This window comes from Tessaracoccus flavescens (assembly GCF_001998865.1).
GTDB lineage: Bacteria > Actinomycetota > Actinomycetes > Propionibacteriales > Propionibacteriaceae > Arachnia > Arachnia flavescens.
In genome coordinates this window covers 3,030,189-3,046,334 of sequence record NZ_CP019607.1, presented here as the reverse complement: position 1 = coordinate 3,046,334, position 16,146 = coordinate 3,030,189, and the positions used below count along the sequence as shown (strand labels likewise).

General features: G+C 66.9%; 12 protein-coding genes and 1 rRNA gene. 4 read left to right on the top strand and 9 right to left on the bottom strand.

Translation table 11 applies throughout. The features are described 5' to 3' along the window. Positions 1-82: 82 nt before the first annotated feature. A 16S ribosomal RNA gene (locus tag BW733_RS14775) occupies positions 83-1,603 on the bottom strand. Between the two features lie 784 nt (positions 1,604-2,387). Here BW733_RS14775 and BW733_RS14770 point away from each other — a divergent pair. Both BW733_RS14770 and BW733_RS14765 read left to right on the top strand, forming a co-directional pair. After that, on the top strand, positions 2,388-3,662 hold the full coding sequence (locus BW733_RS14770) for an integrase catalytic domain-containing protein (RefSeq protein WP_202970180.1): 1,275 nt from the start codon (positions 2,388-2,390) through the stop codon (positions 3,660-3,662). Between the two features lie 130 nt (positions 3,663-3,792). Continuing rightward, on the top strand, positions 3,793-5,049 hold the full coding sequence (locus BW733_RS14765) for an integrase catalytic domain-containing protein (RefSeq protein WP_152024495.1): 1,257 nt from the start codon (positions 3,793-3,795) through the stop codon (positions 5,047-5,049). 183 nt (positions 5,050-5,232) lie between these two features. On the opposite strand, the gene tyrS is transcribed toward BW733_RS14765, so the two are convergent. The 7 genes from tyrS to argC all read right to left on the bottom strand — a co-directional run bounded on the left by tyrS (position 5,233) and on the right by argC (position 12,697). Beyond that, positions 5,233-6,486 (bottom strand): tyrosine--tRNA ligase, encoded by a 1,254-nt coding sequence (gene tyrS / locus BW733_RS14760; RefSeq protein ID WP_077353042.1) that lies wholly within the window; start codon positions 6,484-6,486, stop codon positions 5,233-5,235. Between the two features lie 67 nt (positions 6,487-6,553). Beyond that, positions 6,554-7,909 carry an argininosuccinate lyase gene (argH, locus tag BW733_RS14755; RefSeq protein ID WP_237268420.1) on the bottom strand — a complete coding sequence of 452 codons (1,356 nt, stop codon included), beginning with the start codon at positions 7,907-7,909 and terminating at the stop codon, positions 6,554-6,556. 50 nt (positions 7,910-7,959) lie between these two features. Then, positions 7,960-8,454 carry an arginine repressor gene (locus tag BW733_RS14750; protein ID WP_077351665.1) on the bottom strand — a complete coding sequence of 165 codons (495 nt, stop codon included), beginning with the start codon at positions 8,452-8,454 and terminating at the stop codon, positions 7,960-7,962. Beyond that, positions 8,447-9,619 (bottom strand): acetylornithine transaminase, encoded by a 1,173-nt coding sequence (locus tag BW733_RS14745; RefSeq protein WP_077351663.1) that lies wholly within the window; start codon positions 9,617-9,619, stop codon positions 8,447-8,449. Before BW733_RS14745 ends, BW733_RS14750 begins: the two co-directional genes overlap by 8 nt. Beyond that, positions 9,616-10,521 carry an acetylglutamate kinase gene (gene argB / locus BW733_RS14740; RefSeq protein WP_077351661.1) on the bottom strand — a complete coding sequence of 302 codons (906 nt, stop codon included), beginning with the start codon at positions 10,519-10,521 and terminating at the stop codon, positions 9,616-9,618. The genes BW733_RS14745 and argB overlap by 4 nt, the downstream gene beginning before the upstream one ends. After that, positions 10,518-11,669, bottom strand: a complete 1,152-nt coding sequence (gene argJ, locus BW733_RS14735) for a bifunctional glutamate N-acetyltransferase/amino-acid acetyltransferase ArgJ (protein ID WP_077351659.1) — start codon at positions 11,667-11,669, stop codon at positions 10,518-10,520. Before argJ ends, argB begins: the two co-directional genes overlap by 4 nt. After that, positions 11,666-12,697, bottom strand: a complete 1,032-nt coding sequence (argC, locus tag BW733_RS14730) for an N-acetyl-gamma-glutamyl-phosphate reductase (RefSeq protein ID WP_077351657.1) — start codon at positions 12,695-12,697, stop codon at positions 11,666-11,668. The genes argJ and argC overlap by 4 nt, the downstream gene beginning before the upstream one ends. A gap of 187 nt (positions 12,698-12,884) precedes the next feature. On the opposite strand from argC, the gene BW733_RS14725 reads away from it, so the two are divergent. Both BW733_RS14725 and BW733_RS18000 read left to right on the top strand, forming a co-directional pair. Continuing rightward, a complete protein-coding gene (locus BW733_RS14725) occupies positions 12,885-13,793 on the top strand; it encodes an alkaline phosphatase PhoX (RefSeq protein ID WP_077351655.1) in 909 nt (302 codons plus the stop codon). A gap of 122 nt (positions 13,794-13,915) precedes the next feature. Continuing rightward, positions 13,916-14,815: a hypothetical protein gene (locus BW733_RS18000; RefSeq protein ID WP_152024742.1), complete on the top strand. Its 900-nt coding sequence runs from the start codon at positions 13,916-13,918 to the stop codon at positions 14,813-14,815. Here BW733_RS18000 and BW733_RS14720 read toward each other — a convergent pair. Beyond that, complete coding sequence (locus BW733_RS14720) at positions 14,702-16,141, bottom strand: MFS transporter (RefSeq protein WP_161490254.1); 1,440 nt, start codon at positions 16,139-16,141, stop codon at positions 14,702-14,704. The two genes, BW733_RS18000 and BW733_RS14720, sit on opposite strands and share 114 nt — an antisense overlap. Between the last annotated feature and the right edge of the window lie 5 nt (positions 16,142-16,146).

Here is a 16,146-nt window from a genome sequence, read left to right as displayed (position 1 = left end):
GCTCGCCTGACCGAAAACGTTCGCTTCGGAACCAGGCAATGGACAACCCCACAAAAAAGCGGGACTGCCAAAAGCTCCTTAGAAAGGAGGTGATCCAGCCGCACCTTCCGGTACGGCTACCTTGTTACGACTTAGTCCTAATTACCGGTCCCACCTTCGACGGCTCCCCCCCACAAGGGTTAGGCCACCGGCTTCGGGTGTTACCGACTTTCATGACTTGACGGGCGGTGTGTACAAGCCCCGGGAACGTATTCACCGCAGCGTTGCTGATCTGCGATTACTAGCGACTCCGACTTCATGGGGTCGAGTTGCAGACCCCAATCCGAACTGAGACCGGCTTTCTGAGATTCGCTCACCCTTACAGGCTCGCAGCTCTTTGTACCGGCCATTGTAGCATGCGTGAAGCCCTGGACATAAGGGGCATGATGACTTGACGTCATCCCCACCTTCCTCCGAGTTGACCCCGGCGGTCTCCTATGAGTCCCCGGCATTACCCGCTGGCAACATAGGACGAGGGTTGCGCTCGTTGCGGGACTTAACCCAACATCTCACGACACGAGCTGACGACAGCCATGCACCACCTGTATACCGACCATAAAGGGGCACCTATCTCTAGATGTTTCCGGCATATGTCAAACCCAGGTAAGGTTCTTCGCGTTGCATCGAATTAATCCGCATGCTCCGCCGCTTGTGCGGGGCCCCGTCAATTCCTTTGAGTTTTAGCCTTGCGGCCGTACTCCCCAGGCGGGGTACTTAATGCGTTAGCTGCGGCACGGAGAACGTGGAATGTCCCCCACACCTAGTACCCACCGTTTACGGCGTGGACTACCAGGGTATCTAATCCTGTTTGCTCCCCACGCTTTCGCTTCTCAGCGTCAGGAAAGGTCCAGAGATCCGCCTTCGCCACTGGTGTTCCTCCTGATATCTACGCATTCCACCGCTTCACCAGGAATTCCAATCTCCCCTACCTTCCTCAAGTCTGCCCGTATCGGAAGCAGGCTCAGGGTTAAGCCCTGAGTTTTCACTCCCGACGCGACAAACCGCCTACAAGCTCTTTACGCCCAATAAATCCGGACAACGCTCGCACCCTACGTATCACCGCGGCTGCTGGCACGTAGTTAGCCGGTGCTTCTTCTTCCACTACCGTCACTCTCGCTTCGTCATGGATGAAAGCGGTTTACAACCCGAAGGCCGTCATCCCGCACGCGGCGTTGCTGCATCAGGCTTGCGCCCATTGTGCAATATTCCCCACTGCTGCCTCCCGTAGGAGTTTGGGCCGTATCTCAGTCCCAATGTGGCCGGTCGCCCTCTCAGGCCGGCTACCCGTCGGAGCCTTGGTGAGCCATTACCTCACCAACAAGCTGATAGGCCGCGAGTCCATCCTTGACCGCCGGAGCTTTCCAACAACCCCCATGCAGAGGAAGCTGAATATCCGGTATTAGCACCTGTTTCCAGATGTTATCCCAGAGTCAAGGGCAGGTTACTCACGTGTTACTCACCCGTTCGCCACTCGTGTACCCCCGAAGGGGCCTTACCGTTCGACTTGCATGTGTTAAGCACGCCGCCAGCGTTCGTCCTGAGCCAGGATCAAACTCTCCGTTGAAAAAATATCAGCAAAACCACCCCAAAAAGAAGGGCAGCCAATAACTGTCAACTAGTTTGATACTGACAAAGTCCAAAACTGGACTTCAATCAATATTTTCAAAGGAATCCATCCCAGAACCGAAGCCCTGGAGACGGGTTCGCACGCAACCAACAAACCACAAAGATCTGTCAATTGCACTGTGCATTATATTTGGCATTGACTTTAAGCACGCTGTTGAGTTCTCAAGTTTCGGGTGCGTCCCGCACATCCCCCAAGCCATCCAGGCTCAAGTTCCGTTTGGGGCAACTCGACCAACTCTACTAGCTGGCGTTCGGCCTGTCAAATTTCTTCGACTTGGCTGAGCCGGCCCGAAACCCTAGCTGACTAGGCGTTTCTCTGTTGGCTTGCCGCTTTGGCGGCTCGTCCAACTTTACTTGGTCCGTCTCGGCCTGTCAAACCCGGAGGTTTGGGGCCAACCAGCTGTTGAGTTGTTGTTGACTGCCGAAGCAGCCCGACCTACACTACCTGCTTCCGTCCGCCCGATCAAATCGGCCTTCAGGGCTCATGCTCGTTGCCCGGACCTTGAGCTGGTTCATGTTGAACGCACGCTCGCCCGCGACGCTGAGATGGGGTGTGGCTCCTCAGGACCGCCCGTTTCCGTGCGGGTCTCCTTGGGAGCTTGATGAACTATACACGGCCCCACGACGTCGCGCAAACCCGCCGAGTTGACTCACGCTAGATGCCCGCGTAGGTCGATTCGTTGACTCATCTCAACATGCCCGCGTAGCGGCACGCTACGAGGATGGAGTTGACGATGGCCCAGCGCAAAGCGATCACCACGGCCCAGGCGAAGGCATGGACGAAGGCGACCAAGGCGGAGAAGGCCGCGATTCTGGACGCGGTGGTCCAGGTCACCGGCTGGCATCGCGATCATGCCCGCAAGATGCTGCGCCGCGCCGCGACCGGTCAGATGCCCGGGCCCCGCAAACCCCGAGAGGCGATCAGGCGCTACGACACACACGTCACCGAAGCATTGGTGCGGTGCTGGGCCATGCTCGACGGGATCGCCTCGAAACGTCTCGCAGCCGCCTTGCCACGGTTGCTGGCCGCGCTGGAACGCCTCGACCGACTCGACATGAGCGTCGAGGTCCGTGACCAGCTCCTGGCCATGTCACCGGCCACCATGGACCGGCACCTGCAGCCCTACCGCACCGGACTGATCGCTGCCAAAGGCATCGCCCACACCAAACCCGGCTCGTTGTTGAAGTCCTCGATTCCGCTCAAGACCTGGGCCGAGTGGAACGACACCGAACCCGGGTTCATCGAGATCGACCTGGTCGGCCACGAAGGCGGCGACAACAACGGCACCTTCCACTACAGCCTCAACGCCACCGACATCGCCACCGGCTGGACCGAAACCTGCACCGTGCGCTCCAAAGGCGAACGCATCGTCGCCGCTGGCCTCGACCAACTCATCGGCCGGTTCCCGTTCCTGATCCTGGGAATCCACTCCGACAACGGATCCGAGTTCATCAACCACCACCTCTCCCGCTACTGCAACCTGCGCCAGATCACCTTCACCCGCGGCCGGCCCTCCCACTCCAACGACCAAGCCCACATCGAGCAAAAGAACTGGTCGATCGTGCGCCGCGCCGTCGGCTACTGGCGCTACGACACCGCCCGCGAACTTGACCTCCTCAACCACCTCTGGCCCGCCTGGAACACCCGAAACAACCTGCTGATGCCCAGCCAGAAACTGATCTCGAAAACCCGCACCGGCGCGAAAGTCACCAAACGCCACGACACCGCCACCACACCAGCCGACCGGCTCCTTCGCGACCACCCCGACACGCTCACCCCAGCCGAGCACGCTGCCCTCCACGACCGCCTCGACACCGTCGACCCCATCGAACTCGGCGACCAGATCGCTGTGATCCAAGGCAACCTGCTCGACCTCGCCAAACGCCGCGGAGCCGTCCAGCGACGCGCGAAACGCAACCACGTCTACCTCTCCCGCACCAAAATCACGCGGGCATCTTCAGATGAGGCAACGACTCAAACCAAGCGGGCATCTTGACATGAGGCAACGGGCCCGCGACGACACTCATACATAGTCCCCGCGAACGAAGGGGCCGTACCTCACATACTTTTCCCCGGGAAACAGTGACCGGCCACGATGGGGTGTGGAGGTTGGAGAGAAGCTGTCGATGGCAGCCCGAGTCGAGATCACGAAGAAGTACGCCAAGGCCTATGCCGCGGCCCCGAAGAAGGGCAAGTCCCAGATCCTCGACCACGTGGTCGAGATCACCGGCTGGAACCGTGACCATGCCCGCCAGCAGTTGGTGGCCCGGTTGAAACAGGCCCCGGGACGGGCCACCGCGACGGTCGCGGTGATCGATCGGCGCAAGACCAAGGCGTGTAAGTACTCCTACGACGCCAGGCTGATCCTGCAGCGGGTATGGGCGGCCTCGGGGGGCAGCTGCGGGCAGTACCTCGCCGCATCCATGAGCGATCTGATCGATGCGATGGAAGCCGAAGGCGAACTGGTGCCTAGCCAGGACCGTTACAGCGCCGAGGTCAGGGCCGAGCTGGAATCGATGTCGGCGGCCACGATCGACCGGTACCTCGCACCGGCGCGGGCGAAGGACCCGATCCGAGGAAAGACCGCCACCAAGCCCGGCAGCCTGCTACGAAACTCGATCACCGTGCGTAAAGCCGGTGACGAGGTCGAAGCCGAACCCGGGTTCTTCGAAGTCGACACCGTGGCCCACTGCGGCCCCACGCTGAAGGGCGAGTTCGCCCGCAGCGTGAACTTCACCGACATGCACACCGGCTGGAGCTTCACCTACTCCATCCGCAACAACGCCCACCTCCACATCCGGACCGCGTTCGACCACTTCATCGCCCAGGTCCCGTTCGCGGTCACCGGGATCGATTGTGACAACGGCTCGGAGTTCATCAACCACGACCTGATCGGCTGGGCCGGCCAACGAGAGGTGTTCTTCACCCGGTCGCGGCCTTACAAGAAAAACGATCAAGCCACCATCGAATCGAAGAACAACCACCTCGTGCGCCGCTACGGCTTCTACCACCGCTACGACACCGCCACCGAACTCGCGTTACTCAACCAGCTATGGCCGCTGGTCAACGACCGGCTCAACTTCTTCACCCCCACGAAGAAACCCGAAGGCTGGGCCACCGACACCGTAGGGCGCCGCAAACGCCTCTACGACAAGCCACGCTCCCCCTACCAGAGGCTCCTGGCCGCCGGGGTCCTCAACCCCGCCCAGGAAACAGAACTAGCCGCCTACAAGGCCACCCTCAAACCCGTCGCAATGCAACGACGCATCACCGAGATCCAACAGGAGCTCACCCGACTCGCAGGCCGAAAGACAGCCCGTCTCGAACAACACATCGCATGGAAGGCACCCGACCCCGCCGGCCTCAAAACCCGGGCCAGCTAACCCTTGTTTTCGCGGGGAAAAATATCTGAGGTAAGGCCTACCATTTCGCGGGGACTTGACAGTGAGGTACCACGACCCGGATCGCTGAGGGCGAAACGCCGGCCCAACGTCCCCTGGATCCGCGGGGAGGACACGAAAGCGGCGGCCCCGCAGGTGCAGGGGCCGCCGCCAGGTTGTTCTGGCTCAGACGCGCTCGGCGATGCCGACGGTCTTGCGTCCGCGGCGCAGCACCGCGAACCGTCCGTGGAGCAGCTGTTCCGGGGTGAGCACCAGCTCCGGGTCCTCGATGCGCTCGTTGTTCAGGTACGCCCCACCCTCGCCGATCGCGCGACGGGCCGCCCCCTTCGAGTCGACGACGCCGGCAGCGACCAGCGCGTCGACGACGGTCGCGTCACCCTCGAACGTGCCCCCGCCGACCTCTCGGGCCACCGACGAGAGCGTCTGGTCGCTCAGGGACTGCAGCTCACCTCGCCCGAACAGGGCGGCCGAGGCGGCCACGACGGCCTCGCGCTCCCCCTTTCCGTGCACCAGGTCGGTCACATCGTCTGCGAGGGCCCGCTGTGCCTCACGCCTGAACGGCGCCTCGATGGTCGCCTGCTGGAGTGCCTCGATCTCCTCGCGTCCCCGGAAGGAGAAGACCTTCAGGTAGTCGATCACCTTTGCGTCCTCCGCGTTCAGGAAGAACTGGTACATCGCGTACGGCGAGGTGAGCTCCGGGTCGAGCCACACGGTCCCCGACTCCGTCTTGCCGAACTTGGTGCCGTCGGCCTTCGTCAGGAGGGGTGTCGCCATGGCGTGCACGCGCTTCTGGTCACTGCGCCGGATCAGTTCTACGCCTGCGGCGATGTTGCCCCACTGGTCCGAGCCGCCGGTCTGGAGGGTGATCCCGTGACGGCGGTTCAGCTCGCGGTAGTCCATCGACTGAAGCAGCACGTAGGAGAACTCCGTGTACGAGATCCCGGCCTCGAGGCGACGCGCGACCACGTCACGGGCGAGCATCCGGTTCACCGGGAAGTGCTTGCCCACGTCGCGCAGGAAGTCGAGCACCGACATCTGCGCGGTCCAGTCGTAGTTGTTCACCATCGTCGCGGCGTTCGAGCCCTCGAACGAGAGGAACCGGCTCACCTGGCCACGGATCTGTTCCACCCACTCGTGGACGAGTTCCTTGGAGTTCATGACGCGCTCGCCCGACTCCTTCGGATCGCCGATCAGCCCGGTGGCACCACCGACAAGCATGAACGGCTGGTGGCCTGCCTCCTGCAGGCGCTTCGCAAGGAGGATCTGGACGAGATTGCCGGTGTGCACACTCTTGGCAGTGGGGTCGAAGCCCACATAGAACTTGACGGACCCCTCGTCCAGGTGCGCGCCGAGCGCGTCCAGGTCGGTCGAGTGGGCGATCAGCCCACGCCATTTCAGGTCCTCAAGCAGTGCATTCACGCGCCTCAGCATACTGAGGCCGGAGCGCTTCGCCATTCCGACGCCGGCAGGTGTGCGGGCGAAGGACTCACCCGAGCGCGGCCCACTCCCGGAGCCGGGCCTGGACGGCGCGCAGCTCGACGGCCTGTTCCGCGACCCGGACCGGGGCCGTTCCGCCACGCCCGTCGCGCGAGGCGACCGATCCGTCCACCGTGAGCACGTCGAGCACGCCAGGGTCGAGGTGCTCGGAGATCCGCGGCAGATCCTCGGCCGTGAGGTCCTGCAGGGTGATGTCCCTCTCCTCGCAGTAGCGGACCGACTCCCCCGCCACCTCGTGTGCCACGGCGAAGGGGACCCCCTCGCGGACGAGGTGGTCGGCGATGTCGGTGGCAAGCGAGAAGCCACGGGGTGCCACCTCGGCCATCCGGTCGTGGTGGAACGTGAGCGTCGCGACCATGCCGGCGACGGCAGGCAGCAGGACGTGCAGCTGGTCGATCCCGTCGAAGATGGGCTCCTTGTCCTCCTGCAGGTCGCGGTTGTACGCGAGCGGCAGACCCTTCAGGGTCGCGAGGAGACCGGTCAGGTTGCCGATCAGGCGGCCCGCCTTTCCACGGGCGAGCTCCGCCACATCCGGGTTCTTCTTCTGCGGCATGATCGAACTGCCCGTCGACCAGGCGTCGGAAAGCGTCGCGAAGCCGAACTCGGCGGTGCACCAGAGAATGACATCCTCGCTGAGTCGTGACAGGTCGACGCCGATCTGGGCAAGCACATAGGCGGCCTCCGCGATCAGGTCGCGCGCCGCTGTGCCGTCCAGCGAGTTCGGTACCGACGACGCGAATCCGAGTTCGCCCGCGACGAGCTCGGGGCTGAGGCCGAGCGACGTGCCCGCGAGTGCCGCGGAGCCGTACGGGCTGACCGAGAGCCGCCGGTCGAGGTCGCGCAGTCGCTCGATGTCGCGTACCAACGGCCAGGCATGCGCGAGCAGGTGGTGGCTGAGCAGGATCGGCTGCGCCGACTGGAGGTGCGTGCGTCCGGGCATCACCGCACCGAGGTTTGCCTCGGCCTGCCCGGCGAGCGCCTCGATGACGGCGTCGACGTCCTGCGCGATCAGCCGGATCTCCTCGCGCAGGTAGCTGCGGATGAGGGTGGCGATCTGGTCGTTGCGGGAGCGTCCGGCGCGGATGCGCCCGCCGAGGTCGTCGCCCACGATCTCCTTCAGCCCGCGCTCGAGGGCACCGTGCACGTCCTCGTCGCTCTCGGCGGCCACGAACTCGCCCGACTCGACCCGGCGGGCCAGCTCGGCCAGCCCTTGGTCCATCGCCGCGGCCTGATCGGCGTCGAGGAGCCCGGCTGCGGTCAGCGCCTTGGCGTGCGCCCTCGAACCCGCGATGTCGTGCAGGGCGAGCCGCCAGTCGAACTGCGTCGACTTCGACAGAGCGAACATCGCGTCGCTCGGCCCACCTTCGAAGCGTCCGCCCCAGAGTCGTCCTGTGCTCACGAGTCTTCCCTCACTGCCGGCCTGCCGCTCTTCGTCATTTCTGAGATGCAGCCGACGGTGCGGTTGGCTGCCTCATTGTCTGTGGCGATCACCAGGACGGTGTCGTCGCCCGCGATCGTACCGAGAACGCCGGGGAGCCCGGCGAGGTCGAGGTAGGACGCGAAGTACTGTGCCGCCCCGGGCGGCGTCCTGACCAGGATCTGGGTGCCCGCGTGGCGGATCGACTGGAGCAGTTCCGCGCACAGCCGGGCCAGCTTCTCCAGCGCCGCCGATTCCCCCGCCTCGAGGGCCTCCGCATAGACGAGCGCTCCCCCGACGGCCCGCTGGCGTACGGCGCCCAGTTCGAGGAGATCCTTCGAGAGGGTCGGCTGGCTGACCACGATGCCCTCCTCCGCCAGGGCGTCGATCAGCTCGCCCTGCGAGGTGTAGCGGGCCTCGGCGAGCAGTTGACGCAGGGTGGCGAGCCGGCCGGCACGGGTCGGGCTAGCCATGGGCGTCCAGGAGGCCGGGCAGCGCCTCGACGAAACCGGCGAGGTCCTCCGGGGTCGCGATCAGTGGCGGAGCCAGCCGCAGCACCCCGGGGCGCGGGGCGTTGATCACGTAGCCTGCCTTGAGCGCGGCGTCTGCGACCTGGGCGGCCACGTCGCGGGTGAGGACGACGCCGAGCAGCATGCCGCGTCCCCGGACGCCCTCGATCCGCGGATGCCCGAGCGCCTCGATCGCCCAGGCGAGCCATGCCCCCGTAGCGCGGGCGTTCTCGAGCACCCCACCCTCGAGGGCGTCGAGGACCGCGTTGCCTGCCGCGGCCGCGACCGGGTTGCCTCCGAAGGTGGTGCCGTGCTGTCCGGGCTGGAGCAGGGAGGCCGCACGGCCGGTCGCGATGCAGGCGCCGACGGGGAAACCGTTGCCGAGCCCCTTCGCGAGCGTGATCAGGTCGGCCGAGACGCCGTCGGCCTGGTGGGCGAGGTACTCACCGCAGCGGCCGAGCCCGGTCTGGACCTCGTCGATCCAGAGCAGGGCGCCGACCTCGTCGGCGATCCTCCTCGAGGCCGCGAGGAACCCATCAGGGACAGGGACGACGCCGTTTTCCCCCTGCACGGTCTCGATCAGGATGGCGGCCGTCCGCTCGTCAGCGGCGGCCCGCAGCGCCGCTTCGTCCCCGAACGGGACGAACACGACCTCGCCGGGCAGCGGCTCGAACGGCTCGCGGTACTTCGGGTTCGCGGTGAGCGCGAGGGCTCCCATGGTGCGGCCGTGGAAGGCGCCCTCCATGGCGATCACCTTCGTGCGGCCGGTCAGCCGGGTCAGCTTGAACGCGGCCTCGTTCGCCTCGGTGCCCGAGTTGGTGAAGAACACCCTCGCGTCGGGATGCCCGGTCAGTGCGGCGAGCCGCTCGGCCAGCCGCACCTGCGGTTGACTTGCGAAGAAGTTGGACACGTGCCCGAGCGACCCGAGCTGGGCGGTGATCGCGGCGGTCACGCCGGGATGCGCATGCCCGAGTCCCGTCACCGCCAGGCCCGAGAGCAGGTCGAGGTAGCGCCTGCCGTCGGCGTCCCAGAGGTGGATGCCCTCGCCGCGCTCGAAGACCCGCTTCGGCGCGCCGAACGCGTTCATCATGACCGCCTCGTAGCGGGCCTGCAGTTCCTGCTGGGTCATGCGAACTCCTCGTTGGTGACCATGGTTCCGACGCCCTCATCGGTGAAGATCTCAAGCAGGAGACAGTGCGGCACCCGCCCGTCGATCACGGTGGCCGACGCCACACCGCCCTCGACGGCGCTCAGACAGGCCTCCATCTTGGGAATCATCCCCGAGTCGAGCGAGGGCAGAAGCTCGCGCACCTCGGTCGTGTTGATCTGCGTGATGATCGAGTCCTCGTCGGGATAATTGGCGTAGACGCCCGCGACATTGGTCAGCATCACGAGGCGTCTCGCCTTGAGCGCCACGGCGAGCGCCGCGGCGGCCGTGTCGCCGTTGACGTTGTGCACCTGGCCCGACGTGTCGGGCGCAACGGTGGCCACGACGGGGATCCGTCCCGCATCGATCAGGTCGTTCAGGGAGCTCGGGTCGACCGACTTCACATCGCCGACCAGCCCCAGGTCGACCTCCTCGTCGTCGACGACGAGGCCCCGCTTCCGCGCTGTGAAGAGCCCGCCGTCCTCCCCCGACATGCCGACCGCGAACGGACCGTGCTGGTTGATCAGGTTGACCAGTTCACGGCCGACCTGGCCGACGAGCACCATGCGGACCACGTCCATCGCCTCGGGCGTGGTGACCCTCAGCCCGCCACGGAACTCCGAGGCGATCTGCAGCTTGTCGAGCATCGACGAGATCTGCGGGCCGCCGCCGTGGACGACGACGGGCTTCAGCCCAACGCGCCGCAGGAACACGACGTCCTCCGCGAACGCCCGCTTCAGCGAGTCGTCGGTCATGGCGTTGCCGCCGTACTTGATCACGACGGTCTCGCCGGCGTACTCGGCAAGCCAGGGCAGCGCCTCGATCAGGGTGTTGGCCTTCGCCAGCAGCTCTGGGTGGCGCTGCGTGATGGTCCTCGGACTCATGTGGAGTACTCCGCGTTCTCCTTCACGTAGTCGTACGTGAGGTCGTTGGTGAGGATGGTCGCGCTGTGCGCCCCTGCATGGAGGTCGACCGTGACGCGGACCTTGCGCGGCGAGAGGTCCACGAGCGTGCGGTCCTCGCCGATCTGGCCGCCGCGGCACACCATGACGCCGTTGAACGACACGTCGATCTCGTCTGGCCGGAACTCGGCGTCGGTGACGCCGATCGCCGAGAGCACCCGACCCCAGTTGGGGTCGTTGCCGAAGACGGCGCACTTGAACAGGTTGGAGCGCGCGATCTCGCGGCCCACTGTGACGGCGTCGGCCTCGGAGGCGGCACCGACGACCTCGACGGCGATGTCGTGGGCGGCGCCCTCCGCGTCGGCGATCAACTGGGCCGCGAGATCGACGCAGATGCCGGTGAGCGCCTCCTGGAAGGTCGCCGCGTCGGGCATGACCCCGCTCGCTCCAGAGGCCATCAGGACGACGGTGTCGTTGGTCGACATGCAGCCGTCGGAGTCGGCGCGGTCGAAGCTGACCCGCGACGCCTCGCGCAGCGCGACGTCGAGATCATGCGAGGCGACCTCCGCATCGGTGGTCAGCACCACGAGCATCGTGGCCAGGCCGGGCGCGAGCATGCCCGCACCCTTCGCCATACCGCCGATGCTCCAGCCGTCGACGGTGACGTGGGCCTGCTTCGAGACGGTGTCTGTTGTCATGATCGCCGTCGCGGCCGCCGACCCTCCGTCTGCGGACAGCTCGGCGCAGGCGGCGTCGACTCCGGGGAGCAGCTTGTCCATGGGGAGCCGGATGCCGATCAGGCCGGTGGAGCACACGGCGACGTTGTCGATGATCAGCCCGAGCCTCTGCGCAACCCGCGAGGCGGTTGCCGCCGAGTCGGCGTAGCCGTCAGCCCCCGTGCAGGCGTTGGCGCCTCCGGAGTTGAGCACGACCGCCTGCAGCTGGCCGTCCGCGACCGCCTCCCGCGACCACTTCACCGGCGCGGCGAAGACCCGGTTGGTGGTGAACACTGCGGCCGAGGCGCTGCTCGGCCCCTGGTTGACGACGACTGCGACGTCCGGCTTTCCGCTCGGCTTGAGCCCTGCGGTGACGCCCGAGGCGACGAAGCCCTTCGGTGTGGTGACGCTCACGGTGCAACTCCTGTGGTGCTGAGCCCGGTCGACTCGTCGAGGCCGAGCGCGATGTTCATGGACTGGACGGCACCTCCGGCGGTGCCCTTTGTCAGGTTGTCGATCGCGGAGATGGCGATCAGGCGGCGGGCGGCGAGGTCGGCCACGACCTGCACCGTCGCGCGGTTGGACCCGACGACGGCGGCCGTCTGGGGCCAGCTGCCCTCCGGGAGCAGGTCGACGAAGGGTTCGTCGGCGTAGAACGCCTCGTAGGTGGCGCGCGCGATGGCCGTGCTCACGTCTCCGACGATGGGCGCTGAGCAGGTGGCGAGGATGCCGCGCGGCATCGGCGCGAGCAGCGGGGTGAAGCTGACGCTGACCTCCGATTCGGTCACGCTCAACAGGTTCTGCGTGATCTCCGGGGTGTGCCGATGGCCGCCACCGACGCCGTAGGGGCTCATGCTGCCCATCACCTCAGAGCCGATCAGGTGCGGCTTGGCCGCCTTCCCTGCACCGGAGGTGCCGCTTGCCGCGACGATGGAGATCTGGGTCGGGTCCACGAGTCCTCCGGCGACGGCCGGGAGCAGTGCAAGCGTGGACGCGGTGGGGTAGCAGCCGGGAACGGCGATCCGTTTCGACCCTTCGAGCGCGTCCCTCGCTCCGGGCAGTTCGGGGAGGCCGTAGGGCCAGGTGCCGGCGTAAGGGGAACCGTAGAACTGTTCCCAGGCGGCGGCATCGTTGAGCCGGAAATCAGCTCCGGCGTCGACGATCAGCACGTCGTCGCCGAGCTGCTCGGCGATGGCCGCCGAGGTCCCGTGCGGGAGCGCGAGGAAGACGACGTCGTGTCCGGCGAGTTCCTCCGCCGTCGTCGGCGCGACGATCCGGTCGGCGAGCGGGGCGAGGTGGGGCTGGTGGTCACCCAGTCGCTCCCCCACGCTGGAGTTCCCGGTCAGGACACCGATCTCGACCTCGGGATGCTGCAGCAGGATCCGCAGCAGCTCCCCACCCGCGTAGCCCGTGCATCCGGCAACAGCCACCTTGTACGTCATGGTCGAAATTATTCCACAGACGCAATAGATATTCAATCCGTGCGCGGTCGATGCCCGCTCTGCCTTCCACGGCGGCAGCGCGGGGCGAGGCTCACCGGCTGCGACACCCCTTGCCCACCGGTCTTCCGGATGCCAACCACGCGACCAGGCCCCAGGGTGGATGAGGATCCCCGAGAAGGAGTGACCCATGACAAGCACCAGAGATCGAGAGCCTCCGATGCTCGGGCTCACGCACGGCAACCGCAGCCCCGTCACCTGCCGCCTATGCTGCGGCGACGCGTGCGCAAAGCCCGTACCCGACACCTCAGAAAACCGACACTTCCGCGACATCGCCTCCAAGGCGCCTTCCCGGCGGGCGCTCTTCGGAGGCGCGTCCGCCGTCGGCCTGGCCGCCGGCCTCCCGTCGGTTCTCGGTGCCGACCCGCTCGCCTCCGCCGACAGGGGCAGGGGTGCCGGGCTGCGGTTCGAGCCGATCACCCCCGTCACAGGGACGCTCGACGACGTGACGGTGACCCGCGGCTACGCGTGGCAGCCGATCATCCGCTGGGGCGACCCGGTCCTGCGCGGCGCCCGAGTTCGACGGATCGGCGCAGACGGGGTCCGCCCAGGCGGGTCAGTTCGGCTACGACTGTCGCGCGGCGACCACACGGCGCGCAGCTTCGACTGGAACCTGCTGCTCATCTGCGGTGATCCCGCGACGGCGAGCACCTACTTCGGCGGGTACACGGGACCCGTCTCCCCCATCGCCTGCCCCGACAACGGGGTCTTCGACTCGACCGGCACGCTGTGGGTCTCCACGGACAGCCAAGCCGGATCGATCGGCTACAACGACGCCCTGCACCGGGTCACCCTCTCCGGGCGCGAGCGCGGAAAGGTCGAGAAGTTCCTCTCGGTGCCCGTCGGCGCCGCGACCTGCGGCCCGGTCATCCACGACAAGGACGGCTCCGTCTTCGTAACGGTCCAGCCCCCAGGGGAGAACGGCGCCTGGGCAGAGCCACTTTCGTACTTCCCCGACTACGTGATGCCGGGTGAACGCGGAAGGCGGGGCGACTTCTCCGGCCCGCGGCCGACCGTGATCCAGGTGACAGGGCACTGAGTCGTCGCCGGGTCGGCACCCGATGTCGGCCCCCCGCCTCGCGCCGGGCGAGGCTCGCGGGCGGAGGGCGACGGGGCCCTCTCCCGTGGGGTTACTCTTGGCCACGACCTTAGGAGGCCCGGATGAGCGCTGTCCGTTCGCTGATCTCGCTCGTGCTGCTCACACTCGCGGCGATCACCGTCCTGCTCGGCGTGACGGCGCAGTGGCTCGACCGCCTCGCTCGCACCCCTGAACCGGCACAGGCCATCGTCGAGCCGGTGGCGAAGGATCCGGTCGTGATCGAGGCCGTCGCCGATGAGATGGTCAACCTCGCCCGACAGCAGCTGCCGAGTTCGGTGGACTCCCTTCCCGAGTTGCGGCCCCAGATCGAGAAGCTGCTCGGTACCGCCGCGAGCCGCGCCCTTGCGGACCCCGGCGTCGATCAGGCGTGGCGTGACTCCTTCGACACGACCCGCACCACCCTTGTCGCCGACCTCGACCGCTACCGCGAGGACAAGAGCGTCACCCCCACCGTATGGCTCGACCTCGAGCCGTTCGTCGACCTCGGGAAGGCGAAGCTCACGGAGGAGGCGGGACCACGCCTGCGCCCCTACCTCGAGAACCTTGAGTGGGCCGCGGACACGCGCGTCCCGCTCGGCACGCCAAGCGCAGGGCAGGCGCAGCTCGCCTCCGAGGCTCTCGGGTTGGCGCGCGTCTGGGTCTGGTTCTATGTGGCCGCGGGCGTGCTCGCCCTGCTCGGCCTTGTCGTCGGATCGAGGAAGGGCAGGTGGATCGCCTGGATCCTGGCGTCCATGTTCGGCCTCGTCGCCGTGGTGGCAGCGAGGGTCGGTCTCGGCATGGTGGACGTGGCATCGTCGTCATCGATCCGCACGGCGGTCACCGGGTCGGTGGCGGAGGGCCTCGCAGCCTCACTGCTCGAGTGGACGGCGCTGCTGCCGTGGCTCTTCGCGGGTGCCGCAGCGCTCGGAGTCGTCGGCCTGGCCGTGGCAGCCATGACGGACACGCGCGAGCGGCGGGTCTAGGTGTACCGACCGGTCGGCCCATCGGCCGCGCGGTGGCCGCGGCGTCACCTGGGGCAACAGCCGCAGCGACCACAGCGCCCCGAACCAGCACAGCCCGCCGATCACCGCTCCGGCTGCGGTGATCGGCCACACAAGCGTCACGGCGGCGACGAGCCCGGGCGCGAGCAACCGCCCGGAGCCGGTGATGGTCGACCAGCGGGCCAGGTGCCTCGTCCGGTTGTGCTCTGGAGACAGGTCGAGCCCGAGGGTCTGCACGGACCCCGACCCGAAGCCGTTGCCGAAGGCGATGAGCGCGGCCGAGGCGACGAGCGCCCAGAACGCGACGGCGCGCGAAGAGTGACCGACGGTGCCTGCCAGCGCGACCAGGAGCAGATAGCCGGCGCCGGAGAAGAAGAGGCACGGCACCACCACGGCGGTGCGACCGAATGAGTCCATCAGGGAGCCGGCCGGGATGAACATCGCGATCTCCACCAGTGCCGAGATGGCGAAGATCAGGGAGATCTCCTGGGCGCTGAGCCCGAGCAACGCCCCGAGCAGTGGCACGACGAGCGGACGGGCGATCCTCGCCATGGTGAGCGGAACGATGCCGATGCCCGCCTGGAGCATGGTGATCCCCGCAGTGCGCCGCGGGTCGTGCGGGGTCGGCTCGACCGGCAGCCTCCCGGACGCCTGCCGGACGGTGACCCGTCCGCGGGGCGACGAGTCGGACGGCAGCATGCAGACCGCGACGAGCAGCGTGGCGACGAGCATCGCCAGTGCGTCGAGCCCGATCACCCACGCCTCGTTGCCGAGCGCGATCACGCCTGCGCCGAGCAGGGGGCCGATCACCTGGCCGATCCGCATCATGCCGCCGAAGGTGGTCATCCCCCGCGCCCGGAACTGCGGTGGCAGGGCCGTGCCAAGGTAGGCCTGCCTGCCGATCACCCACACCTCGCGGCACAGAGAAGACACCACGAGCGCTGCGATGAACCCGACCCGATGCCACGATGTCGGCGTCGTGGTGAGCGCATGGTTGATCAGCAGCAGCGAGCCGATCTGGGTGAGGGCGACGAGGATTCCGGTGGCGATCATCGCTCTCCGCTCGCCCACCACCGTCATCACCGAGGCGAGCGGAATCGGCCCGAGGACGCCGACGATGCCGGTGATCATGGTGATCGCTGCGGCCGCGGGTACGGGAAAGCCGAGCGAGAGCGCGATCAGCGGGATCACCGGGAGGATCGCCGTCATGCCGACGGCCTGGAAGAGGGTCGGCGCGTAGACGGGGCCGATCAGCGAGCGGAGGACCTGCCTTGCGCCGGCCTCGCCGTTCGCCCGATGCTGTGCCACCGCTC